The 22,738-nt window shown below is 57.5% G+C and carries 22 protein-coding genes; 8 read left to right on the forward strand and 14 right to left on the reverse strand.

Annotation, left to right across the window (positions count from 1 at the left end; genetic code table 11):
- The 4 genes from ACXJJY_RS06485 to ACXJJY_RS06500 are packed head-to-tail and all read left to right on the forward strand — an operon-like array spanning position 1 to position 4,133.
- On the forward strand, positions 1-858 hold the full coding sequence (locus ACXJJY_RS06485; protein WP_456386149.1) for an ABC transporter permease: 858 nt from the start codon (positions 1-3) through the stop codon (positions 856-858).
- Positions 855-1,709 (forward strand): ABC transporter permease, encoded by an 855-nt coding sequence (locus tag ACXJJY_RS06490; protein WP_456386150.1) that lies wholly within the window; start codon positions 855-857, stop codon positions 1,707-1,709. Before ACXJJY_RS06485 ends, ACXJJY_RS06490 begins: the two co-directional genes overlap by 4 nt.
- Position 1,710: 1 nt before the next feature.
- A complete protein-coding gene (locus tag ACXJJY_RS06495) occupies positions 1,711-2,559 on the forward strand; it encodes a glycerophosphodiester phosphodiesterase (RefSeq protein ID WP_456386151.1) in 849 nt (282 codons plus the stop codon).
- The gene (locus tag ACXJJY_RS06500) at positions 2,556-4,133 is read left to right on the forward strand and encodes a glycerol-3-phosphate dehydrogenase/oxidase (RefSeq protein WP_456386152.1); all 1,578 of its coding nucleotides are present in this window, start codon (positions 2,556-2,558) and stop codon (positions 4,131-4,133) included. The genes ACXJJY_RS06495 and ACXJJY_RS06500 overlap by 4 nt, the downstream gene beginning before the upstream one ends.
- Here the strand turns inward: ACXJJY_RS06500 and ACXJJY_RS06505 are convergent.
- The 3 genes from ACXJJY_RS06505 to mutL all read right to left on the reverse strand — a co-directional run bounded on the left by ACXJJY_RS06505 (position 4,118) and on the right by mutL (position 8,116).
- Positions 4,118-5,197, reverse strand: a complete 1,080-nt coding sequence (locus ACXJJY_RS06505) for a sensor histidine kinase (protein ID WP_456386153.1) — start codon at positions 5,195-5,197, stop codon at positions 4,118-4,120. The genes ACXJJY_RS06500 and ACXJJY_RS06505 overlap by 16 nt on opposite strands.
- Positions 5,198-5,452: 255 nt before the next feature.
- Positions 5,453-6,199: an N-acyl homoserine lactonase family protein gene (locus tag ACXJJY_RS06510; RefSeq protein ID WP_456386154.1), complete on the reverse strand. Its 747-nt coding sequence runs from the start codon at positions 6,197-6,199 to the stop codon at positions 5,453-5,455.
- A 72-nt stretch (positions 6,200-6,271) separates the two neighbouring features.
- Complete coding sequence (gene mutL / locus ACXJJY_RS06515; RefSeq protein WP_456386155.1) at positions 6,272-8,116, reverse strand: DNA mismatch repair endonuclease MutL; 1,845 nt, start codon at positions 8,114-8,116, stop codon at positions 6,272-6,274.
- 252 nt (positions 8,117-8,368) lie between these two features.
- On the opposite strand from mutL, the gene ACXJJY_RS06520 reads away from it, so the two are divergent.
- The gene (locus tag ACXJJY_RS06520; RefSeq protein WP_456386156.1) at positions 8,369-10,213 is read left to right on the forward strand and encodes a penicillin-binding protein 1A; all 1,845 of its coding nucleotides are present in this window, start codon (positions 8,369-8,371) and stop codon (positions 10,211-10,213) included.
- On the forward strand, positions 10,177-10,749 hold the full coding sequence (locus ACXJJY_RS06525) for a hypothetical protein (protein WP_456386157.1): 573 nt from the start codon (positions 10,177-10,179) through the stop codon (positions 10,747-10,749). Before ACXJJY_RS06520 ends, ACXJJY_RS06525 begins: the two co-directional genes overlap by 37 nt.
- 99 nt (positions 10,750-10,848) lie before the next feature.
- Here ACXJJY_RS06525 and ACXJJY_RS06530 read toward each other — a convergent pair whose 3' ends face one another.
- Positions 10,849-11,742: a phosphate/phosphite/phosphonate ABC transporter substrate-binding protein gene (locus ACXJJY_RS06530; RefSeq protein ID WP_456386158.1), complete on the reverse strand. Its 894-nt coding sequence runs from the start codon at positions 11,740-11,742 to the stop codon at positions 10,849-10,851.
- A gap of 187 nt (positions 11,743-11,929) precedes the next feature.
- Between ACXJJY_RS06530 and ACXJJY_RS06535 the strand changes: the two genes are divergently transcribed.
- Positions 11,930-12,436, forward strand: a complete 507-nt coding sequence (locus tag ACXJJY_RS06535) for a methylated-DNA--[protein]-cysteine S-methyltransferase (protein WP_456386159.1) — start codon at positions 11,930-11,932, stop codon at positions 12,434-12,436.
- A gap of 80 nt (positions 12,437-12,516) precedes the next feature.
- Positions 12,517-12,792 (forward strand): hypothetical protein, encoded by a 276-nt coding sequence (locus tag ACXJJY_RS06540; RefSeq protein WP_456386160.1) that lies wholly within the window; start codon positions 12,517-12,519, stop codon positions 12,790-12,792.
- A 58-nt stretch (positions 12,793-12,850) separates the two neighbouring features.
- Here the strand turns inward: ACXJJY_RS06540 and ACXJJY_RS06545 are convergent, their stop codons facing one another.
- The 10 genes from ACXJJY_RS06545 to thrC all read right to left on the reverse strand — a co-directional run bounded on the left by ACXJJY_RS06545 (position 12,851) and on the right by thrC (position 22,669).
- Positions 12,851-13,966, reverse strand: a complete 1,116-nt coding sequence (locus ACXJJY_RS06545) for a GltB/FmdC/FwdC-like GXGXG domain-containing protein (RefSeq protein ID WP_456386161.1) — start codon at positions 13,964-13,966, stop codon at positions 12,851-12,853.
- A gap of 87 nt (positions 13,967-14,053) precedes the next feature.
- Positions 14,054-15,694 (reverse strand): glutamate synthase-related protein, encoded by a 1,641-nt coding sequence (locus ACXJJY_RS06550; protein WP_456386162.1) that lies wholly within the window; start codon positions 15,692-15,694, stop codon positions 14,054-14,056.
- Positions 15,652-16,794, reverse strand: a complete 1,143-nt coding sequence (locus ACXJJY_RS06555) for a class II glutamine amidotransferase domain-containing protein (RefSeq protein ID WP_456386164.1) — start codon at positions 16,792-16,794, stop codon at positions 15,652-15,654. Before ACXJJY_RS06555 ends, ACXJJY_RS06550 begins: the two co-directional genes overlap by 43 nt.
- A 448-nt stretch (positions 16,795-17,242) precedes the next feature.
- Complete coding sequence (locus ACXJJY_RS06560) at positions 17,243-17,491, reverse strand: twin-arginine translocase TatA/TatE family subunit (protein ID WP_456386165.1); 249 nt, start codon at positions 17,489-17,491, stop codon at positions 17,243-17,245.
- A gap of 69 nt (positions 17,492-17,560) precedes the next feature.
- Positions 17,561-17,746, reverse strand: coding sequence for a twin-arginine translocase TatA/TatE family subunit (gene tatA, locus ACXJJY_RS06565; RefSeq protein WP_456386166.1), 186 nt, complete (start codon positions 17,744-17,746; stop codon positions 17,561-17,563).
- 207 nt (positions 17,747-17,953) lie between these two features.
- Entirely contained in the window at positions 17,954-19,276 is a 1,323-nt protein-coding gene (locus ACXJJY_RS06570; RefSeq protein ID WP_456386167.1) for an amidohydrolase family protein, read from the reverse strand.
- A 100-nt stretch (positions 19,277-19,376) separates the two neighbouring features.
- Positions 19,377-19,904: a permease gene (locus ACXJJY_RS06575; RefSeq protein ID WP_456386168.1), complete on the reverse strand. Its 528-nt coding sequence runs from the start codon at positions 19,902-19,904 to the stop codon at positions 19,377-19,379.
- Entirely contained in the window at positions 19,901-20,365 is a 465-nt protein-coding gene (locus ACXJJY_RS06580; protein ID WP_456386169.1) for a permease, read from the reverse strand. The genes ACXJJY_RS06575 and ACXJJY_RS06580 overlap by 4 nt, the downstream gene beginning before the upstream one ends.
- Before the next feature lie 42 nt (positions 20,366-20,407).
- Entirely contained in the window at positions 20,408-21,256 is an 849-nt protein-coding gene (locus tag ACXJJY_RS06585; protein WP_456386170.1) for a purine-nucleoside phosphorylase, read from the reverse strand.
- 21 nt (positions 21,257-21,277) lie between these two features.
- The gene (gene thrC / locus ACXJJY_RS06590) at positions 21,278-22,669 is read right to left on the reverse strand and encodes a threonine synthase (protein ID WP_456386171.1); all 1,392 of its coding nucleotides are present in this window, start codon (positions 22,667-22,669) and stop codon (positions 21,278-21,280) included.
- Between the last annotated feature and the right edge of the window lie 69 nt (positions 22,670-22,738).

A 22,738-nucleotide genomic window follows, 5' to 3' on the forward strand; every position in this document is an offset into this window, starting at 1 on the left:
ATGCGTAACGGATACCGTCTGACTTTCTGGCTCTTTCTGGCCCCGGTCCTCATGTGGCTTTTTCTCCTGATCGTTTTGCCGCACATCGATCTTCTCCTGATGAGCTTCAGGGGTGAAAGCGACCTGGGCGACCCGGTCTGGACCCTGCAGAACTACAACAATTTCTTCACCGAACCCATCTACTGGCGCACCTTTGTCCGTACCGCGCTCTACGCCATTATCACCACGCTCTGTACCTTTGTCCTGGCCCTGCCGGTCTCCTTCTACATCGCCAAGCTGGCCCGACCCCGGACCCGGGGGTTTCTCACCGTGCTCCTGCTCCTGCCCTTCTGGGTCAGCGAACTGGTCCGGGTGTACGGCTGGATGATCCTGCTGCGGGAATCCGGGGTGTTCAACTATTTTCTCGTGAAAATGGGACTCATCGACCAGCCGGTGGAAATGCTCTACAACGACGTGACCATGATCATGGGCCTGGTCTACACCTCCATGCTCTTCATGGTGGTGCCACTCATCTCGGTTATGGAGAGCCTGGACGATTCCCTGATCGAGGCCGCCTATGACCTGGAGGCATCCAAGTTCGCCATACTCCGCACCATCATCATTCCCCACTGCAAACCAGGCATCACCTCGGGCGCCATCGTGGTGTTCATGCTGGCACTCGGCAACTACCTGACACCCAACCTGATGGGCGGCAAGAACTCGCTCTGGTTCACCGAGCAGATCTACAACCAGTTCATTGCCAGCTTCAACTGGAACCAGGGCGCAGCCTTTGGTTTCCTGCTTCTGATCCTCAGCTCCGCCATCATCTGGACCGGCCTCAAGCTGACCAGGCAAAAACTCGGGGAGGTGACCACATGATACGTTCACTGCCCAATTCCAGGGCCTATACCTGGTCGTTTCATCTCTTTGTCATCTGCTATTTCATCTTTCTCTTCGCACCGCTGGCCGTAACCTGCGTCCTGGCCTTCAATGACTCGGATTTTCCGTCCCTGCCCTGGTACGGCTTCACCCTGGACTGGTTCACCTCGCCCGGGCCGGAACGGATCGGCATCTTCCATGATGAACAGAACCTGCGCTCCATATGGGTCAGTTTCAAGACCGCCTTCTGGGTCTCCCTGTTCAGCACCACGGTGGGCACCTGCACCGCCTTTCTCTTTGAACAGGAGGAGTTCCCCTTCAAAAACGGGCTGTACTTTCTAATGCTGGCTCCGCTGGTCATTCCCGGGGTTATCCTGGGCATTTCACTCCTCCTGGCCGCCAACACTGCCGGAACCTTTTTCGAGAACACCCTTGGCCTTGATATAGGCCTGTTCCGTCCCAGTTTCTGGCTGGTGGTACTCGGGCAGTTCTCGTTCATCACCACCTTTGTGGCCCTGGTGGTCTCGGCCCGGCTGCGCAAATTCGACCGCTCCCTGGAAGAGGCGGCCATGATCCTTGGCGCCACCAGGCTGGGAGCCATCCGTCTCATCACCCTGCGCTACCTGCGGCCGGCCATCATCGGCGCGGCGGCAGTGGCCTTCCTGATGAGTTTTGAGAACTTCAACACCACGCTCTTCCTGATCGGCTCGGAACCGACCCTGCCCATCAACCTGTACCTCCAGGTGCGGGACGGGTCCACCCCGGTGATCAACGCCATCTCGCTGCTGCTTATCACCGGTACATCCTGCCTGGCTCTTTTCAACCTCTATTTCAGCAAAAAAGAGGTCTGACTTGTTTTTTGACCACCTGCCCGCAACCGGATTTATCTGTGGCCACCGTGGAGCCCGGTCCATTGCCCCGGAAAACACCCTGCTGGCCCTGGAGAAAGCCAGGGACTTCGGTGCCCACGCCTGGGAGACCGATGTGCGGGTCAGCAGGGAAGGTGAACCGATCATCTTTCACGATGACACCCTGGAGCGGACCACCGATGTGGCCGGGCATTCCCACTTCAGGGATAACCACCCCTGGCCTACGGAGCGGTTCACTGTTGCCGAACTCCGGGAGCTGGACGCCGGGTCCTGGTTCCTGGAGGCCGACCCATTCGGTACCGTGGCATCCGGTGAGGTGAAAGCAGAAGAAAAAGACAGGATCAGGAACCAGAAAATTCCCCTGCTTGGCGAAATACTGTCCCTCACGGCCAGACACCGCTTTCCGGTCAACCTGGAACTCAAGGACCTCGGCACCCCGCCGGGAGATACCAAAGTTGTGGACCGGGTCCTGGCCATGCTCGAAGAGACCGGAACCATGGACCTGGTACTGCTGTCTTCCTTCCGGCACGAATACCTCCGGCGGGCCCAGAGACTGTGCCCCTCCCTGGCCCTTGGAGTACTGGTTGAGAAGAAACACCCTCCGGACCTGATCCACTATCTCAAGGATCTCTCAGCCGCCGCCTATCATCCATCGGTACAACTCCTGGACCTGGAGCTGGTCCAGGAACTGCGCCGGGTCGGAGTGCGGGTCAACAGCTGGACCGTAAACGACATGACCCGGGCCGGAGAATTACTCCAGGCCGGAGTCGGAGTCATCACCGACTGGCCGCAACACCTTACAGGCACGACCGTGTGCAGGAGATATCCATGAAACGCGAACGTATGCTGAAAACCATCCGCGAACAGGGCGACACCCCCTGGGACATCATCGTCATCGGCGGCGGGGCCACCGGTCTCGGCACGGCCCTCGACGCCGCTTCGAGGGGGTACCGCACCCTGCTTCTGGAGCAATCCGACTTCACCAAGGGAACCTCGAGCCGGTCCACCAAGCTGGTTCACGGCGGGGTCCGCTACCTGGCCCAGGGCGACATCTCCCTGGTACTCGAGGCCCTGCACGAACGGGGACTCATGCGCCAGAACGCCCCCCACCTGGTCAAGAACCAGTCGTTCATCATCCCCAACTATGACTGGTGGGACGGTCCCTTCTACACCGTGGGCATGAAGGTCTATGACATGATGGCCGGCAAGCTGGGTCTGGGCCCCTCCCAGTCCCTGTCGCGCGAGGAGGTCCTGGGTGCCATCCCCAACCTGAAGACCGAGGGGCTGCGCGGTGGGGTTATCTATTACGACGGCCAGTTCGACGACTCGCGGCTGGCCATCAATATTGCCCAGACTTGTGCCGAACATGGTGGAGTGGTGGTCAACTACATGCGCGTTACCGGGCTGATGAAAAACGGTGAGGGTCTTGTCTGCGGAGTGGAGGCCGTGGACCAGGAGAACGCTGACACCTACCGGCTTAACGGCCGCAGCGTGGTCAATGCCACCGGGGTGTTTGTCGATGAAATCATGCACATGGACGATCCTGCGGCGCCACGCCTTGTCAGGCCCAGCCAGGGAGTCCATATCATCCTGAACAAGGAATTTCTCAGGGGGGATTCTGCGATCATGATCCCGAAAACATCAGACGGCCGGGTTCTCTTTGCCGTCCCGTGGCACGGTAGAGTCGTGGTCGGGACCACGGACACACCCCTGGAAGAGTGCTCCCTGGAGCCGCGGGCCCTGGAAGAAGAGGTGGATTTTATCCTGTCCACGGCCAAGAAATATCTGACCCGGGAGCCGCAGCGGCACGATATCCTCTCCGTCTTTGCCGGGCTGCGTCCACTGGCCGCCCCCAGGGACGGCAATGACACCACGGCCACCAAGGAAATCTCCCGCAATCACCATCTGCGGGTCTCCACCTCCGGCCTGGTGACCATCACCGGCGGCAAGTGGACCACCTATCGCAAGATGGCCCAGGACACTGTGGACAAGGCCGCCCTGGTCGGCGGCCTGGAAAACAGGAAATGCCGGACCGAGAATATGCCCATCCACGGCTGGCTGTCCAACGTGGATTACGACGACCCTCTCTACTATTACGGCTCGGACTCCGACTACATGCGTGACATTGTCTCAAAACATCCGGAACTGGGCCGTCAGCTCCATGCCCGGCTACCCTACACCGCCATCGAGGTCACCTGGTCGGCCCGCTATGAAATGGCCAGAACAGTAGAAGACATCCTGGCAAGGCGGCAAAGGGCCCTGTTCCTTGATGCCAGGGCCGCCATCGACATGGCGCCGGAGGTGGCCCGCATCCTGGCCGCGGAACTGGAACGGGATACAAACTGGCAAAAAGAGCAGGTGGAAACGTTTACCGACCTTGCCCGAGGCTATTACCTGGAAGACTGAGCACAGGGCGGAGGCTGCCTGGGCACCGAAACCTTGAAACGGCTTCCCTCACCCTCCCTGCTCTCCACCCAGGCCCGGCCGCCATGGGCCTCCATAATGGCTCGGACCGCGGCCAGTCCAAGGCCACTGCCGCCGGTCTTTTTTCGAGTTCCCGGGATACGGTAGAAGGCGTCAAAGATATGCTCCTGCTGGTCCGGGGCGATACCCGGGCCCTGGTCCTGGATTTCGACGACCAGGTCTTCGCCCTCTTCCCTGGCGCTGACCCGGACCTCCTTACCCGGGGCCGAGTACTTGATGGCGTTATCGAGCAGGTTGGAAATGACCCGTGAAAACTGGAGGGAATCCACCTCTACTGGTGGAAGGTTATCCTGTATTTCCAGAGAAATAAGAATCTTTTTATCAGCAGCCGGCACCCGGAATCCCTCAACGATCTCCGTAAGCAACGGCCCAATGGACTGCTCGGAAAGCTGCAGTTCAACCTGGCCGGCCTCAATGCGGCTGATGTCCAGAAACGAATGAATATATTCTTCCAGCCGGGAGATCTCTTTACGAATGGCCCGCAGATACTCCTCCTGCTTGTCGGTCAGCGGCCCGGCCTTTTCCTGCAGAAGACGATCGACAAAACCGCCGACAATGGCCACCGGTGCCTTGAGGTCATGGGTAAAGAGTGAAATGAGATTCTTTTTCTGCGCTTCGAGCTTTTTTATCTCGGTCGCGTCCCGGAACACCTCGATACCCGCCTTCATCCGCCCCTGATCATCAAGCATGGCCGAACTGGAAAAAAAAATCGGCATTTTCTTGCTGTTTCGGGTATGGAGCACCGCTTCCCGGCCCAGACAGGGTTTCCCGGTTTTCTCGCTTTCCCGCAAGGGACAGCTGGACCGACAGAGATTCGAGCCCAGGATTTCGAAACAGGGCCGTCCCAGAACTTCCTCACGGTTCCAGCCGGTCAGTTTTTCCGCCGCCACGTTGAACTCGATAATTGCAAAATCACCATCGACCACAAACAGGGCGACCGGCAGTCCGCTGATAACGAGATCGTACAGCTCATCCCTGCTGATCATTCCCTTTTCTCCCCCTCTCCTCTTTGCCTGTCACTTCAACCTGAATCCGTGACGGCCTTGTGCTGCTTTATGTATAACAGCTTCGTTTTTTCCGTTGTTTTTTATAAAAACGCCTGCATAAAATTCACCCCACCGCCCTGCAGGACGCTCGAGCGGGCCGTCGACTTCGACGGCAACCCGCTGATATGTCGTCAATATTATCAACATCATTGCCTTCTCACATCCGACCCGATCTCGAACGCTCACGGATTCAGGTCAGGAAATCGCCTTGCCGGAGGCAAATTCAGGTTCATGCAAAGGAACAACATAGTCGGCCATATCCCGAACCTTGATCAGGATATCGTAGGCCTCATAGGTATTGACGCTGGTGCCCGGCGGGATCACCTCCATTTCCATGGCCCGGACCTGGACCGGCGGTTCAAAGTTTTCCCGGATAACACAGAATCCGGTGATTGCCACCCGGCCACGGGGCGTGTCCACAAAAACCGTCATGCCGCCGGGAGTATGGGCCGGTGTGTGCAGGACCGAGATTCCGGGAACCAGTTCCCCGTCGGCACGGACCACTTCTATCTGGTCCCGGTCACGGATCTCGAAAATAAAATCCTCCACATAACGGTAATCCAGAGGGTGGGGATTTTCTATGGTTTCCAGCTCTTTTTCGTGGATAAAAAACCGGGCGTTTTCACATTTATAATCATTTTCACAGTGGTCGGAATGGAGATGGGTATGGATGACCATGTCGATATCCCCCGGAGTGAGACCGTGACGGGCCAACCCCTCCTCGAATGTATGGATTTTGCCGCCGATGGCCTTTTCCCGGTCCTCAGACTGGACCGGATGCATCTCTCCGGTATCGATGAGGATTGTGCGATCCGTTCCTTCAAGGTACCAGCAGTAGATGGGGATGGTATACGGGGTTCCGTAGTCATGCTGGTAGGTCATCATGCCCTTGTCAAAGATCTTGGTTCCCATGACGATGGGATGGATGATGTAGCTGCTCATGCCTCTTCTCCTTACGCTGAAAAGTATAAACAGACCGGCACCGATCCACGGCCACCCGGTCTGGCTGTTATCTCAGAGTCGCCGAAACCATTTTTCTATCTCGCGCCGGGGTATCTGCTTGATCACCGGTCGACCGTGCGGACAGTGGGAAAAAAAATCCGCGCTCTGCATCTGGCCAAGCAGCTCTTCCATCTCCCGGTCCTGGAGCCGGTTACCCGCCTTGACCGCGGCCTTGCAGGCCATGGAGGCCAGGAGTTTTTCCATCTGCGGTGACAGCACAACCCCTGGAGTATCCTCCCCGGCAAGACGCAATTCGTCCAGGACCTCATGGAGCATCTTCGCAGGATCGAGATGGCTGAGCTGGGCTGGCAAAGCCTGGATCAGCCAGGTGGCATCGCCGAAGGGTTCCACCACAAAACCCAGGGCCTGGAGAGCGTCACCGGTCCGCTCCATGGTTTCGATCTGTTCGGGTCGCAGTTCCACCGGAACCGGAAACATGAGACTCTGAGCGGGAATGGAGCGGTTTGTAAATCCGCGGCGTAGCTGCTGATAGATAATCCGCTCATGGGCCGCATGCTGGTCGATCAGGACCAGTTCATCCCCCAGCTCGCAGAGCAGGTACAGGTCAAAAAGCTGGCCGATGACCTGCAATCCTTCCAGAGTCTGCCCGCCTTCATCCCTCGATGCGTCCGGGTCCGGCTCGGCCAGGTGCACCGAAACCAGGGAAGGACCAGGGGACGAATACGCAACGGGAGTCGATTCAACAGGTATCTCCCCGCTGACCGCCGGGTTCAGGGCCGGAGCGGAGGATGGCGGTCTTACTCCATCAAGGGATCGCTGGACAGGCTGGTCATCGGTGGCAGGAACTCTTTCGGCGGGTGCCCGGAACCCAGGAACAGCAAAGAGACGGGATCGGAACTCATCCTGAAAGCGGGCCACAGACTCCCTGATACCCCTGACCAGCAGCCGGTGCACCTCCTGGCTGCGACGGAAGCGAATCTCCCGCTTGGCCGGATGGACATTCACGTCCACCTGATCCGGAGGCAGGTGCAGCAGCAGGACCCCGGCCGGTTGCTGACCGGTCAAGAGGAATTCCCGCATGCCCTCGCGCACGGCGTGATGGAGCATCCGGTCCTGCACCGGTCGATTATTCACCAGGATGCGCAGTCTGCGGACCCGGGACTGGCTGATACCCGACTCCAGCAGATACCCTTCAAGCTCAAGGCCGGGATCTGTCTTTTCCAGGAAGGATACCGGCACCAGTTGATCCCGCACCTGGTAAATCTGTCGTACCCGGGCCTCCAGGTCTTCTCCCGGCTGCAGGTCAAGGACCGTCCGGCCTTCGACCTGAAGAACAAATCCCACCCCTGGATGGGCCAGGGCCTGGTCGCGCAGGACCTCTTCGATGTGATACAGTTCGGTCCGAGCCGATTTGAGAAATTTCCGCCGGGCCGGCACATTGCCAAACAGACCGCGAACCTCGATGACGGTTCCCTGGCGGCAGCCATCCTCATGGATGGCATGCAGGGTTCCATAGCGCATCTCTGCCCGGGTCCCCATGTCTGCCGTTCGCGGCCGGGAAAGAATCGTCATCCTGGACACCGAACCTATACTGGGCAGGGCCTCACCCCGAAACCCAAGGGTGGAGATGGCAGCCAGCTGGTCTTCGCTGAAAAGCTTGGAGGTGGCATGCCGCTCCAGGCTGAGCAACACATCGTCACTGTCCATGCCGATTCCGTCATCCACCACCCGGATCAAGCGGGTGCCGCTGCCCTCCACCTGAACCTGGATCCTGGAACCACCGGCATCCAGACTGTTTTCGACCAGCTCCTTGACCACCGAGGCCGGACGTTCCACCACCTCTCCGGCGGCGATCTGATTTGCTAACTGTTCGGAAAGAATACGTATGCGGGACAAGAGATTTCCTGATGATTCAGGTTGATATTGTCATGCCGGGCGCCTTGCACCCGATGCCTGGCTTGAGAGGACTGTAACAGAAAGGCGATTTCCTGTCGATAAAACGGCCTGCCAGCCTGCTGACCCGGACATCGGACAGGATGCCGGGTACGGTGACAAGAACTCTTCCTCCATTCACTGCTTGCGTTATTTACCAATATACAATATGAGACTTCATCTTCCCTCTGACAACCATAATTCTTGCAACACCCGGTGAAAAGACAAAAAAAAACAAGCAAACGTCCTGCGCGGCGACCGGTCTTAGACCATACCCATATCACCTATTTTCTCATGGGCACCTGCGGTCTGGTTACCCTGCTTGTGGGCTTTGGCCTGGCCTGGTTTCTTTCCCTGGACATCCCGGATATCCGTACGGTGGATGATTACCGTCCCCTGGTCACCACCACCCTGCTCGACCGCCACGGCAGGCCGGTGGACACCATCTACCGGGAAAACCGCATAGTACTGACCTGGGACCAGATGCCGCCACTGCTGCCCCAGGCCTTTGTCGCGGCCGAAGACAGCCGCTACTGGCAGCATGGCGGTCTTGACGTCTGGTCCATTGCCCGCGCCTTTATCAATAACCTCAGGTCCGGTCGTCGGAGCCAAGGCGGCTCCACAATTACCCAGCAGGTAACCCGCTCGCTCATGCTCTCGCGGGAAAAAAGTTATTTCCGCAAGGTTACCGAGGCAATCCTTGCCTATCGGCTGGACCGGATGCTCTCCAAGCAGGAAATACTGACCCTGTACCTCAACGAAATCTATCTTGGTGAAGGGGCCTATGGGGTGGAGGCGGCCAGCCGCACCTATTTCGGAAAACCAGCCAGCAGTTTACGCCTTGGCGAGATGGCCCTGCTGGCCGGACTTCCCCAGGCCCCGAGCCGCTACTCACCGCTGAAACATTTTTCCAGGGCCAGGGCCAGACAGCGTTACGTCCTCAACAGAATGGCCGAGGATGGACTGATCAGTGCCAGGGAGGCACGCCAGGCCTTTAACGAGAAAATAACCTTCCAGCCTTCTGGCAAGTTGCAGCGGGCCACGAACGGCTATTTCACCGACTATGTCCGATCCCAACTGGAGCAACTTTATGGCCGCGAACAACTCTACCGGGCCGGCCTGACTGTCTGGACCACCCTGGATATTGAACTGCAGGAACGGGCCATCCTTGCCATCCGCGCCGGTTGCGATGCGATCTGGAAAAGGGAAGATACCCCGCAACCACCGCAGGGCGCCCTGGTAGCCCTGGATAACCGGACCGGCCGCATCCTGGCCCTGGTTGGCGGGACCGACTACGAAAAAAGCCCCTACAACCGAGCCGTGCTCGCCAACCGCCAGCCAGGCTCGATCTTCAAACCCCTGGTCTATGCCGCGGCCTTTGAGCGTGGAATTTCCCCGGACCTGCAACTCAATGACGCCCCCCTTGTCATCCGCAACCGGGACGGCTCGGTCTGGGCACCGAAAAACTACAGCAACACCTGGCATGGCCCCACCACCCTGCGCGAGGCCCTCATCCAGTCACGCAACATCGTCACCATCAAGCTACTGCGTAAAGTCGGGGTGAAACCGGTCATTGCCCTGGCAAAAAAGGCAGGTATCAGCAGCGAACTGCGGCCGGAACTGCCCCTGGCCCTTGGTGCCTCTCCGGTCTCGCTGCTGGAAATGACCGGAGCCTACACGGTATTCGCCAGCCAGGGAATCTATCGTGAGCCCTTTGCCATCACCAGAATACAGGATCGCTTCGGTCGCACCGTGCCGTGGAAAAAGGGGAACCCACGCACAGTTCTCAGGCCGGATACGGCCCGAACCATGACCTCCATCCTCCAGGAGGTCATCAACCGGGGAACCGGACGCCTGGCCCGGGGTATCCCCGGAGCAGCCGGCAAGACGGGCACCTCGGACCGCAATATGGATGCCTGGTTCATCGGTTACACCAAAGACATCACCACCGGGGTCTGGCTTGGCCATGACCGATCGCGTTCCCTTGGCCGAAGCGAAACCGGAGGCCGGGCGGCAGCTCCCGTATGGAAAGAATTCATGCAACAGAAGAGGAACCCCTGATGCCCAAGCCCCACTTCCAGCCCCTGGATCTATTCTTCTCCGGTTCGGTGGCCGACAAACTTCAGCGCGCCCAGACATTGTACAGGTCCCATGGTTCCTCCCTGCTGGCCGTCCCGGTTGTCCGGGAGGGGCTGGTAGACCTGGAACGGTTCCTTGACAATCTGCGCTCCCAGATGGCAGCCATGAACATGGGTCGCCAGTGCGCCCATTGTGGCGCCCGGCCGGATGGCGGTTGCTGCAGCGCCTGCATGGCGAAAAACACCGACACTATCCTTCTGCTGATCAACCTTCTGGCCGGCATCGAAATCAACACCTTGCCGGCGGATGCATCAAACTGCTGTTTTCTCGGCCCGGAAGGCTGCATCCTGCCGATCAAGCCCATGTTCTGCCTCAACTACAACTGCAGCCATATCCGAAAAAACAATTCCACGGCAGACATGACCGAACTGGAGCGACGGGCTGGAAGCCTGCTCACCCGCCAGACAGAACTGGAAGGTGAACTGATACGGCTGCTTGCCACCATGGGCCCCAACTGAAGGGCGCCTGAACAAAAACAGGCCGGTCGGGAATATCCCGACCGGCCTGAGAAAACCGTACTGCATCTGTGGACCTGACCGGGACAGGCCTCTCAGCTGTTACTTTCCATAGGCACCAACGCCCAGGGTTTTCTGCAGCTCCTCGACTCCCGAGTAGTCCAGCGGATCTGTCCAGCCGACAATTTTCGCGGCCTTTGCCGCCTTGTCATCCGGCTTCATTTCCTTGAGCGCAGCCGTGACCTGCGCGACAAGAGCAGCATCGGTACCCGCTGTCTTGGCAAGAGGCCACTCAGGATAAAGCCTGGTTGAACAAACAAAGGGAAAATCAGCATACTTTTTCGGGGCTATGATCTTGAAATCCTCCATGACGATCGCCCCGGAAGCGGCAAGGCGCTCCAGGGTATCGGTACGGACGGTGCCCACATCCACGACCTCGTTCTGAACGGCAAAGACCACGTTGTCATGCTTGTTGCCGAACTCCACCGAGGCAAAATCCTGCAAAGGATCAATCCCGGCGTCAAGCAGTTCCTTGTAGGCCATCTGCCAGCCACCGAATGAAGACTTTTTAACCGCCATGAACTTCTTGCCCTTGATATCGGCCAGAGTATTGACCGCGTCGTTATAGGCATTTGTAAAGATAACCCCGCCAAAGGAGGTAAGCGCCTTGCCCTGGCGGGAATTGATCATGGTGAGAATCGCCTCGGCGCCATATTTGACCTTGGCTGTGACAAACATGGAAGAATTGACAAGAAAAAAATCCACCTCAGCACCAGAAATGGCAGGAAACACCTGATCAAAGTCAAGAGGTACGATTTCAAAGGTCTTGCCGCTGATCTTGGCGGTAAGATACTCCCCTGTCGCCGCCCACTTCTTCAAGGCCTTTGCTGATCCGTTTTTTGCCAACACCCCGATCTTCACCACTTCGCCCGCCTGACAGACCGTTGCGAAAAACAAACACATTATCACTGTAAAAAATATCCGTGTTTTTGGCATACTCTCACCTCCATGATTCGTCTTTATGATGTCTTGAAAAGCATCTTACTGCATGGATAAATTCTCTCAAAAGCGCTAAGCTAAGTCAAGGACCCATTCTTTTTTGTTGGATCCTGCCCGACAACCAGTTGCCCAAAAATCATTCTGCACCAGAGAAAAATCCGCACATTCGGGAGCACAATCTGCCGTGTCCGTCCACCACACCTTCCTCATTCCGACCGGCCCAATCCGGATAACTGCCGACCAGCAGGGGTTGTGCCGGATTCAGCTGTCCGGAGCATCTCCCCCCAACCTGACCCCGGAGCCCACTCCTCCCACAGACCATGTACTTGGCCTGGCCCGGCAGCAGATAACAGAATATTTCAATGGAATCCGCCGAAACTTCTCCCTCCCTCTTTCCATCAGCGGAACAGCGTTTGAAAAAAAAACCTGGGATGTACTGCTGGCCATCCCATGGGGAGATGTGTGGACTTACGGACAGGTTGCCCGGGCCCTGGGCAAAAAAAACCTGGCCAGAGCCGTAGGGCGGGCTGCTGGTGCAAACCCGCTTCCTCTGGTCATTCCCTGCCACCGGGTCATCGGTGCCGATCGGAACCTGACCGGTTTTGCCGCCGGGATAGCGGTGAAAAAATATTTGCTGGAGCTCGAGGGGTGGAGGACCGAATACCGGCGCGGCCGACTGTTCCTCACCTGACGAGCTGAAAAAAAGCTATTGAAAACCTGTTGTTTTACCGATAAAAACACACAGAAGAATTCATTCAGGGAGGAATGATCATGGTCGACATCATTGTCGGAGCGATCCAGCCAACCGGTCCACCATCGGGCAAGCCGGGTTCCACTGGCACAACCACAGTGGAAGCGGAGATCCTGGATGTGCGGGAGCCAAGAAAATCAATCCGCGGCCCCCAGGAAGAAGAACGAAGAAAGGAATTTCGCCAGGATCCGGCAAGCGGCCGGGTACTGACGCTGCTTGTGCCCAATGGCACGAAACTGCCCAAAGACCTGGACCGGAGGAAATACAAGGTCCGCCTGAGGTTCATAAAAAAATAGCAGGGGCAAGGCAGATCACCTCGCCCCTGCCTGTATCACTCTGCAGGAAGGATCCCGCCTATGGCAGGGGCTCCATCCGCCAGATGGAAACCGGACAGACATCGCGGCAAAAGCCACACGCTATGCATTTGCCATCATCAGACACATAGTCAAACCGGTCATCCGTCTCCTGCCGACTGATCGCCGCAGTCGGACAGACTGTTTCACAAAGATGACAGTCTCGGCACGGTTTGCCCGAAGTGCCGGGACTGGTCCAGACCGGTTTCTTGCGACGCAGCTCACCGGTGACGATCACCGGGATGGGACTGCGGTCCAGTTCCGGCGCCAGATCCGCCAGAGGATCACCGTTTTTAAAGGTCTTGTCCCAGTGTTCCCGGCGGAACTCGGCCATGGACATCGGCCCCTTGAGCAGTTTCGCCTTCTCCTGGGGGGTCATGGCCATGAGAACCTTCCACTCCTCGCGCCTGGACAGGGTCTCGAGCAGTTCGGGCCGACCAATCCTGTCGAGGAACTCGGGCATCCGGTCCTCAAGCCACTTCCACTGGACATCATCGGGTTCCTGCTCCCGGGCCGAGTTGCGGGCATAGGTGCCATCTGTTTCGCCCCGATAATAGATCCAGCCACCCACCATGCCCACACAGGGACGGTAGCCCAGCACCGTTCCGGGCCGCTTTGGTTCAACCCCACAAACCACGGCCACCCCGCCACAGTTGAACTCGGCAAAGGTATCACCCACAGAACCAAGCACCCACAGTTCCGGCCGATCGTATTCAGGATTCCACTTGGTCATGGTCAGGCCGCGGGAACCGATGGAGCCGCCGATCATCACCCGGCCGGCGGCCATGGCGTTACAGACTCCGTTGGTGGCATCTCCCTTGACAATGATATCGGCGCCGATATTGAGCCAGCCGACATCATCGGAGGCCGGGCCCTCGCTTATAATTGTGGTACCCGGCATCCCCATGGCACCCAGACGCTGACCCACCGGCCCGGTCACCTCGATGGTGATCGGTTCGTCACCGTGGAGCCGACAACCTATGTTATGCTGTCCATAGGACTCTATCCTGATATAATTGCCGGACTTGAGCGCAGCACGGATCAACTCGTCCAGATCCTTGGACGGAATCCGTCGTCCCTGAGCGTCAAAGCCCTTGATGACCTGTGGTGTACTCACTGGTTCGTCACTCCTGTTATCTTCTACGCAAGCCCAGTTTCGGGCCGGGACACCGATCCCGTGATCCCGGACAGGGCCTGAAACCTCTTAACAAACGTATTTGATCTGCAGCCTCTTTGCCACCTCTGCATCAGCGATACCAAGGGCGTCCGACATGCCGACCGGCAGACTCTGGGACCGGCCCAGAGGAGCCATGATCTTCTTCATCTCGGTCCGTATGGAGAGAAAGACCTCCACCACCCGCTCGGCCACCTGATCCGGATCCAGCCGCCGATAAAGCTTGGGATTCTGACTGGTGATACCCTTGGGACAGAGACCGATATTGCAGATATTGCAGCGATTCTTCTCGTTGCCAAGACAGCCGGCCGCAGCCTGCATGATGTAGCGGCCCACATGGATCCCCGAGGCTCCAAGCATAATCAGGGCCATGCCGTTCTGGGTGATATTACCGTTCTTGCCCACACCACCGGCGGCAAAGAGCGGGATCTCGTTCTGGCGGCCCTGCTTGCAGAGCTCGAGATAGCATTCACGGATATTCGAGGCAATGGGATGGCCCATGGCATCCATGGAAACATTGTAGGCGGCCCCGGTACCTGCATCCAGACCGTCAATGCACAGCGCACTGGCAAAGGGGTTGCGGACCAGGTTGTTCAGAACTGCCTTGGCAGAAGTCGTGGCCGAGATCTTCGGATAGACCGGAACCCGGAAACCAAAGAGGGTGGAAAGAGACTGGATCATCTTACCCACCGACTCCTCGATGGAATACAGGGTCTGATGCACGGGCGGAGACGGCAGGTCAACCCCCTGGGGCACTCCCCGGAGCCGGGCGATCAGTTTACTGACCTTGAATCCCATGAGCAACCCGCCGTCACCGGGCTTGGCCCCCTGGCCGTACTTGATCTCGATGGCGCATGGGTCGCAGGCCATTTCCGGAATGGCGCGGATAATTTCGTCCCAGCCGAAATAGCCTGAAGCGATCTGCAGGATCAGGTACTTGAGATAGGGGCTGCGCAGAACCCACGGTGGACAGCCTCCCTCACCGGTGGACATGACCACCGGAATTCCCAGAACCTCATTGCAGTAAGCCACGCCCTGGAGCAAACCGAGCCACATGTTGGGCGACAGGGCGCCAAAGGACATGCCGCCTATAATAAAAGGAAATATCTCCCGGGTGGGCGGAATCCATTCATCGTTTAGCTTGCGGCGGAGAAACTCTTCCGGCGGCAGCACCCGGCCAAGCACCGTGTTCATGTAGAACTCATGCCGGCCGGCATCCAGGGCCGGATCGGTCAACATGGAAATACGGTCAAAGATTATCCGGTCAAGCAGGGTCGGACCGGGCTGATTCTTCCGGCCACCGCGCTTGTAGGGATCGCCCTTCTTATCGGCAAAAAACACCGTGCGGTGCTCGTTGTCGTTGTACCGCGGGCCGATGGCCGCATTGGGACAGACCATGGAGCACATTCCGCAGCCCACGCAACGGTGGGAGGTATCGGTCTTCTGGCGGATGCCGACAACCACCTTGTACTCAGACTGGCGTTTTTTTCTGAGAACATCGAGTTTCGGAACCCTGCTGCGCGAATACGACAACTTAAGCGACTCCATCGGGCACACAGCGGCGCACTTGCCGCACAGGACACAGCGGTCCTCGTTGTGCTCGATGATCCAGGGAAAATCCGTATGGGTCAGGCTGCCTGGGCCAACGGATATGGATCGAATTGACTCCATATGACAAGCTCCTTTCTATCTGGCGGAATGATGACTGTATGTTCGCGCATGGGTTGAAAGTCAAGACTGCGGTCCCGGTCCGGTACCAGGGATTCCACTCCGCACATCTCGGATGCCATGGCCCAGCATCCGGGACGCCCCCCCACGGTACCGGGACGCATTTTCTTGTGATCCATCACCATCAGGCAGGTTTCGTCGGGCAGGGTCCCGATCACACAGTTGGGACCATCGATGATGAGTCGGCGACAGCTGTCGCGCAGGCCGCGGAGAAAATCACCACTGGGGTGTCTCTCCAGCTCTTCGGTCTTGAGCGGAGTGATGATGTGTTTGTAGGCCTGAAGAGGCAGTTTCAGCTCTTTCAAGGTGTAATGGAGGATATGGGTAAAGACCTCGGAGTCGGACTGATACCCCTGATAGCCTGGCTTGTGCAGCCCGAGCAGCCAGTCGCGAATTGGGACAAAAGCGGTGTTCTCACCATTGGTCATGGTGGAGATACCCTGAATGAAGAAGGGATGGCAGGCATAGAGATTGATGCCGTAGTTGGTGTTCTGCCGTCCCTGGGCCATGACGACCCGGGCCTTGATCCGGCCATCGTGCAGAGAGAATCCGTCCCCCACCTGCAGCGGCCACCCAACCTCCTTGATCATCATCACGTCCGGCCAGAAGGAAAAAACCGTCAGGTCACCCCCGTGCTCTTCTCCATCCTGCCTAAGATCGAGCCGGGTGTGCATGAGCAGGTTCTCCACCTCCTCCTCGCTCCTGGTACTCCAGTCATCGGGCAACCGGTAGACGCGAATCACGTACTTGTACTGATCCCCCACCTGGAGCACCCGGCGATCAATGTCAAACTCATGGTCGTAGCGCAGCTCAAATCCACGATCTTCCATGAACTTGTTCAAGCGGTGCAGAGCTGCTTCCGACTGAACTATGCCGGAAAGAACAGGACGGTTGGGCTTATAATTGAAATCCTCAAAGCTGATCCCCCGCAGAAGCAGTCCCAGACCGCTTCCATCATAGCCCTCGCGCATGGCCTCCATGGCCGTAAGCACTTCATAGGGCGAAAAGGGATCATCAGCACTTTTCAGAGCTAAACGACACATACACTCCCCCTGGAAACGTTTCTATGCTGATCACCAGACCCTGACCCCTTGGCCTGACATCGTATCAATCAAGTTCATCGGTCATATGCAAGGCCATCACCCGACCATGCAGGGCCTGCCTCCGGACACGACCCGGGATCTCCCTTCGGTCGTTTACCCGGAGTCTCCCTTCGGTCGCTTACCTGCAGGGGGAACACTGTCCTTTCAGGTGGCAGCAATCAGAAAAACAGAACAGAAAAGACAGGCGAAAACCTGCAAACAGAGTCTCTTGCCCCGCAGCATGTCCGTCAACCCGGACACTGGGCAGATGGCAAGGAAAGACGATTACAAGGAAAGTTGCTCTCTGTCAAGACAGAAGAAGAAAAAGAGCGGGGAAAAACGGACTGAAAAACAATCAAAAAGACGCGACACCTTACCACGCTGTCAGACCAGGAAGTTGGCGAACCGTCTATTTGTTCAAGACCTGGGTTATATCACGGGCTTTTTCCATCTTCTCTTTGACCGCAGTCACTTCCTTGACGCCGGGCAGACTCCTTTTAAGATCAACGCCCGCCTCCTCCGCGTCATCAAGCCCTTTCTTGAAACTGCCGATGGCTTTTCCGAGCCCTGAGCCGATCTCCGGCAGTTTTTTCCCACCAAAGAAGAGAAAGGCAATGGCCAGGATAACGATAAGTTCCGGTGTGCCAAGTCCAAACATAGTCTCACATCCCAGGATTCAGTTCATGTTACATTGGCTGACAACGGTGCACTGCGGAAAAAAACAGTTTCAGCTCTCCTTGTCCGCCTTGTCGTCCTCAATGGTCTTCTGTTTGGACTCATCCTTGGTGGCTTCCTTGAAATTCTTGATACCCTTGCCGATACCAGCCCCGATTTCAGGTAACTTACCGGCCCCGAATATGATCACGATAATCACCAGGATGATGATCAGTTCAGGCATTCCAAGTCCGAACATTATGTCACCTCTCTATGTTTCGTCCGAAAACAGGAGACATGTCGATGTTACACCCTGCACTCGTAACGAAAATTATTTGTCTGTTATATGTCTGCCATGGCAATATCAGTTGATACCACGTATCTGACGGAAGTCCTGAGACCCGGAATCCTCTGTCCGGACACATCACGCTGTAGTGCAAACCATATCACCTTGCCACCGGCGCTGTCAACTCCGATTACCTTTGATTTTACCTGTCTCCCGACTGATCCGGTCCATGGCTTCAAAAACCCCGGCCTCATTCACCGTGGTAAGCTGGCGGTCCCGCATGACGATTCGACCATTTATGATCGAGTGGACCACATCTCCACCCCTGGCCGCGTACACCAGATGGGAAAGGGGATTGTAAAGCGGGGTGAGATGGGGCTGGTGCAGATCAAGGACTATACAGTCCGCTTTTTTACCCGGCTCAAGACTGCCGATCCGCTCCCCGGCCTGGAGAACCCGGGCCCCGCCACGGGTGGCCATGTGCAGGGTGGTGCGCGCGTCCATCACCGTGGGATCAAGCCGTGATCCCTTGTGGATAAGCGCAGCGGACGACATCTCGCCAAACATATCCACATCATTGTTGGAGGCCGCCCCGTCGGTGCCCAGTCCCACGGCCAGGCCCGCGGCCAGCATATCCGGTACCGGCGCAATACCGGAGGCCAGTTTCATATTGGACTCGGGACAATGAGCCACCCCAACCCCCCGTTCGGCCATGAGTTCAATCTCCTCTCCGGTCAAATGGACGCAGTGATCGGCCACAACACCCGCCCCAAGCACCCCCAGCTGTTCCAGATGCTGGACCGGTCTCACCCCGTAGCGTTCCAGGCAGGTTGCCACTTCATCCTCTGTTTCGGCAAGATGAATCACATAGAGAGCCTCTTTTTCCCGGGCCATCTCCCCGAGCCGGACCAGCAGTTCCGGTGAACAGGTATAGACTGCATGGGGGTCCACGGTGATGGTGATGAGCGGATGGGTTGCATAGGTCGCAAACAGTTTTTCACAGCAGGCAAACCCGTTTTCCAACTCCCCGTAGCTGGGTGAGGGGAAATCATAGAGCACTTCGCCGATCCAGGCCCGCATACCTGCATCGTCCGCGGCCCGGGCCACCTCGGCGGCAAAGAGATACATGTCGCAGAAACTTGTGGTCCCGGAGCGGATCATCTCGCATATGGACAGCATGCTGGACCAGTAGACCACCTCGCCGGTCAAATTGGATTCAGCCGGAAAGATGTACTCCTGCAGCCACTGCATGAGTTCCAGGTCATCGGCCAGACCACGGAAGCAGGCCATGGCCGCATGGGTGTGCACATTGACCAGCCCCGGCATAATCAGACCATGGGGTTCGTGCAATTCCTTGGCCGAGGGATAGCGATTGCGCAGCTCATCGGCCGGACCGACGGCCGTAATGGTATCTCCGCTGATCGCCAAACCACCATTGTCGATTACAGTGTGATCGTCGTCGACGCAGACAAGGTATTGTCCTGTGACAAGAAGGTCCGCCATGATCTTCTATCCCTCCCGGATGTCTTTGTCCAGGCCACCGTCAGGGCTACCCTGGTTCCAAAGGGGACCTGAACAACAAAAAATTCTCAGTAAACGTGTTTCATCCTGCCCGCCGCCCGGCCCCCGCCAACAGCTCCATGATCCAGCCCTGGACAATGGACCCAATCAGTATGTAACAGGAAAGCACCAGGGTAAAGCCAAGACCGAAATAATCGATCATCAACGGCAGAAAGGGAACCTTGATCGCTCTGGCATAAAAAAAGGCGACCAACAGGCCGTCCCGGGTTCCCTGATTGCGCAGATCCTGGATCATGGGATACCAGACATACATGGGCCCATGGCTGATCACTCCGGCCATGAGGGCGATGAACCAGCCCCGCAGCCCACTTTCCGCCCCAAGGTGTTTGACTATCTGTCCAGGCCGGAGCAGGTAGTTGACCAGCCCGGTGAAGAGGATCACCACCACAAGGACCGGCAGGATCCGAACCAGGACCGTCCCGCTCCTGTACAGTGCCAGCAGGGCCTGATTCCGATCATGAAAAAAGAGTATTGCATAGGCGGCCGCCACCAGAAGAAAAAAAGGAATACCCCGCAACCGGGTCCCTGAGCCGTCCTTTTCCCTGGTCATGACACAAGCCGCATGGTCAGGGTGGTGGCGACGGCAATGAGCATGGTGAAGACAAAAGCCAGGACATTGCGGTACACGGTGAACCTGCGACCCAGCACGGCAGCCTCCATCGGAAGGTGGACAAAACCAAGGGTCACCCAGGAGAGGATAAAGGCGGTCACCGCATAGAGGGCAACCCCCTGCTGCTGCAGTTCACCGCCAAGCAGATAGCTGACGACCGGATTACCCGAAGCAACCGCTCCGGCCATTGTACCGGTGAGGGTGTCAAGCAGGGGATTTCCCCGAAACAGGGCGGCCAGATCACCCGGGGAGACCAGGACCTGAAACAGACCGACCAGACCCATGATACCCAGAAACAGCGGTGCCATGGCGCCAAACGTGAGAGCGCTTTTCTTCAGGGAGCGGACAAGGGTTGGTTTCTGCTTGCTCCTGTCTACTCCTCTTCTCTTGTCAGCCTGCATATAATCACATCGAACATGGAGCTCACGACCGATCCTCCGATCTCAAGCCGGACGGTCCAGGTGAAGGATTTTTTCGACGAGCCGCTGCAGATCCGGCTCCGCCTCCCGGGCAGAGCGGACGATGTCATCAAGCAGGATCGGTGCCATATTGTCAGGATCATTGACATTGGCCACCACAGATAAACCGAGCACCCGCAGCCCGCCATGGATTGCGACCAGAACCTCGGGAATCGAGGACATGCCAACAGCATCGGCCCCGCAACTGCGCAGATAACGGGTCTCGGCCGGAGTTTCCAGGCTCGGTCCAGGGATACAGACATAGGTGCCGTCGCAGATCCTGTCGATGCCAAGCTCCTCTGCGGCCCGCCGGGCCAGATCCTGCAGTTCCGGGTCATAGGGCCTGGAAAGGTCGGGGAAACGCGGACCCCAGGCGTCGATATTGGGTCCCCGCAAGGGGTTGTCGCCAAGAAAATTGAGATGATCGGCAAAGATCATGATGGTGCCGGGTTTCATGGCTGAATCGAGGCCGCCACTGGCGTTGGTGATGATCGCGGTGTGGACTCCAAGCAGAGACAGGATCCGGATGGGGAAGGAGACCCGCCGGGCCGAATATCCCTCGTAGTAATGGACCCGTCCCTGAAGAATGGCGACCGGTTTGCCGGCCAACCGACCACAGACCAGGTATCCGGGATGGGATTCCACCGTGGAAAAGGGGAAATGGGGAATATCTTCGTAACCGATCCGGACATCCACCTCCATGGCCCGGACCAGCTCGCCCAGACCAGTACCGAGCTGGATCAGGTACTCGGGTGTTTCCTCCAGCATAGTCCCGAGCCAGGCCACTGTTTCCTCGACCTGCTCGATATACTCCTGCATGGCAAAAATGGTCATGACCAGTCTTCCCGCCCCTGGTTACCCCTTAAGAGCATGCTCCCTGATAAAGTTTCGGACCTTTTCGGTGTCAGCGTCCAGAATTTCGCAGCGGCTCTCCCGGCTCTCCAGGTCGGCCAAAGCCGGTGGCAGCTCCGGCTCGGTGCCGATGGCCTTTTTCACCGCATCACCAAATTTGGCAGGATGGGCCGTGGCCAGGCAGACCACCGGCCGTTCTCCACCAAGTTCACGGGCCGCCCGAACCCCCACAGCCGTGTGCGGATCCAGGAGATAGCCCTGTTCCCTGTGGACATCGGCAATGGTCTCGATGGTCTCCTCTTCGCTGACACGGCGGGAAACGAAATCCCGGGCCACCTGGTCGCGCAGGTCTGAAAAATCCAGCCGGCCCTCCCGGGCAAAGGTTTCCATATCCCGGCGCACCTGTGCGGAATCCTCTCCACGCAGATAGTAGAGATAGCGTTCGAAATTGGAGGCGACCTGGATATCCATGGATGGACTGCTGGTCGGCCGGACCGTACTCTTGGAGTAGTCACCCTGACTAACGAACCGACTGAGAATATCGTTTTCATTGGTGGCCAGAATCAAACGGTTGATACACCCTTCGGGCAGGAGGTGCTTTGCCACGTACCCGGCAAAGATATCACCGAAATTGCCGGTGGGCACCGAGAAATCCACACTGTCCATGCCGTTTCGCCACAGCTTGATACAGGCATAGACATAGTAGACCACCTGGGCCAGCACACGAGCCCAGTTGATGGAGTTGATGGCCCCGAGATGGTACTGATCCTTGAATTCCAGGTCACCGAAGAGCTCCTTGACAATGGCCTGGCCATCGTCAAAGGTGCCGCGAATGGCGATATTGAACACATTCTCGTCCAGAACCGTGGTCATCTGCAGGGCCTGAATCCGGCTCGTGCGGCCATGGGGATGGAGAATAAAAATATTGATCCCCTTTTTACCCCGGACGCCGTAAATGGCAGCGCTGCCGGTATCGCCGGAGGTGGCACCGATGATGTTCATGAAACTGCCCGACTCCCTGAGCTGATACTCAAAGAGGTTGCCGAGCAGCTGCAGAGCAACATCCTTGAAAGCCAGGGTTGGGCCGTGGAAGAGTTCCAGGATAAAAAGGTCTCCGACTTTTCGTATGGGAGTCACCTGGGGATGCCGGAAGGAGGCATAGGAATTTTCCACCAGCACCTCGAGGTCCAGCCGGTCGATATCGTCTATAAAGAGTTCCAGAACCTCGCGGGCCAGATACTGATAGGGTAGATTACGCCACGATTCCAGCCTGGTCCGGTCAATGGAGGGAAGCCTCTCCGGAAGCAGCAGACCGCCGTCCCGGGCAAGGCCCATCATCACTGCCTGTTTGAACGGTATGGGATCGATTCCGCCGCGGGTGCTTATGTAGCGCATATTTTTTATCCAGCTCGGTTGTAAAAAAAATTGAATGTTATCATCTTCTCCGTGGACTGGAGAGAAAGT

Source organism: Desulfolithobacter sp., from assembly GCF_054025815.1.

What these genes read in the sequence shown, in the direction of transcription:
- ACXJJY_RS06485 (WP_456386149.1), top strand. Translation starts at nt 1, where the DNA reads ATGCGTAACGGATACCGTCTGACTTTCTGGCTCTTTCTGGCCCCGGTC.
- ACXJJY_RS06490 (WP_456386150.1), top strand. Translation starts at nt 855, where the DNA reads ATGATACGTTCACTGCCCAATTCCAGGGCCTATACCTGGTCGTTTCAT.
- ACXJJY_RS06500 (WP_456386152.1), top strand. Translation starts at nt 2,556, where the DNA reads ATGAAACGCGAACGTATGCTGAAAACCATCCGCGAACAGGGCGACACC.
- ACXJJY_RS06505 (WP_456386153.1), bottom strand. Translation starts at nt 5,197, where the DNA reads ATGATCAGCAGGGATGAGCTGTACGATCTCGTTATCAGCGGACTGCCG.
- ACXJJY_RS06510 (WP_456386154.1), bottom strand. Translation starts at nt 6,199, where the DNA reads ATGAGCAGCTACATCATCCATCCCATCGTCATGGGAACCAAGATCTTT.
- ACXJJY_RS06525 (WP_456386157.1), top strand. Translation starts at nt 10,177, where the DNA reads ATGGAAAGAATTCATGCAACAGAAGAGGAACCCCTGATGCCCAAGCCC.
- ACXJJY_RS06530 (WP_456386158.1), bottom strand. Translation starts at nt 11,742, where the DNA reads ATGCCAAAAACACGGATATTTTTTACAGTGATAATGTGTTTGTTTTTC.
- ACXJJY_RS06540 (WP_456386160.1), top strand. Translation starts at nt 12,517, where the DNA reads ATGGTCGACATCATTGTCGGAGCGATCCAGCCAACCGGTCCACCATCG.
- ACXJJY_RS06550 (WP_456386162.1), bottom strand. Translation starts at nt 15,694, where the DNA reads ATGGAGTCAATTCGATCCATATCCGTTGGCCCAGGCAGCCTGACCCAT.
- ACXJJY_RS06555 (WP_456386164.1), bottom strand. Translation starts at nt 16,794, where the DNA reads ATGTGTCGTTTAGCTCTGAAAAGTGCTGATGATCCCTTTTCGCCCTAT.
- ACXJJY_RS06560 (WP_456386165.1), bottom strand. Translation starts at nt 17,491, where the DNA reads ATGTTTGGACTTGGCACACCGGAACTTATCGTTATCCTGGCCATTGCC.
- tatA (WP_456386166.1), bottom strand. Translation starts at nt 17,746, where the DNA reads ATGTTCGGACTTGGAATGCCTGAACTGATCATCATCCTGGTGATTATC.
- ACXJJY_RS06570 (WP_456386167.1), bottom strand. Translation starts at nt 19,276, where the DNA reads ATGGCGGACCTTCTTGTCACAGGACAATACCTTGTCTGCGTCGACGAC.
- ACXJJY_RS06575 (WP_456386168.1), bottom strand. Translation starts at nt 19,904, where the DNA reads ATGACCAGGGAAAAGGACGGCTCAGGGACCCGGTTGCGGGGTATTCCT.
- ACXJJY_RS06580 (WP_456386169.1), bottom strand. Translation starts at nt 20,365, where the DNA reads ATGCAGGCTGACAAGAGAAGAGGAGTAGACAGGAGCAAGCAGAAACCA.
- ACXJJY_RS06585 (WP_456386170.1), bottom strand. Translation starts at nt 21,256, where the DNA reads ATGACCATTTTTGCCATGCAGGAGTATATCGAGCAGGTCGAGGAAACA.
- thrC (WP_456386171.1), bottom strand. Translation starts at nt 22,669, where the DNA reads ATGCGCTACATAAGCACCCGCGGCGGAATCGATCCCATACCGTTCAAA.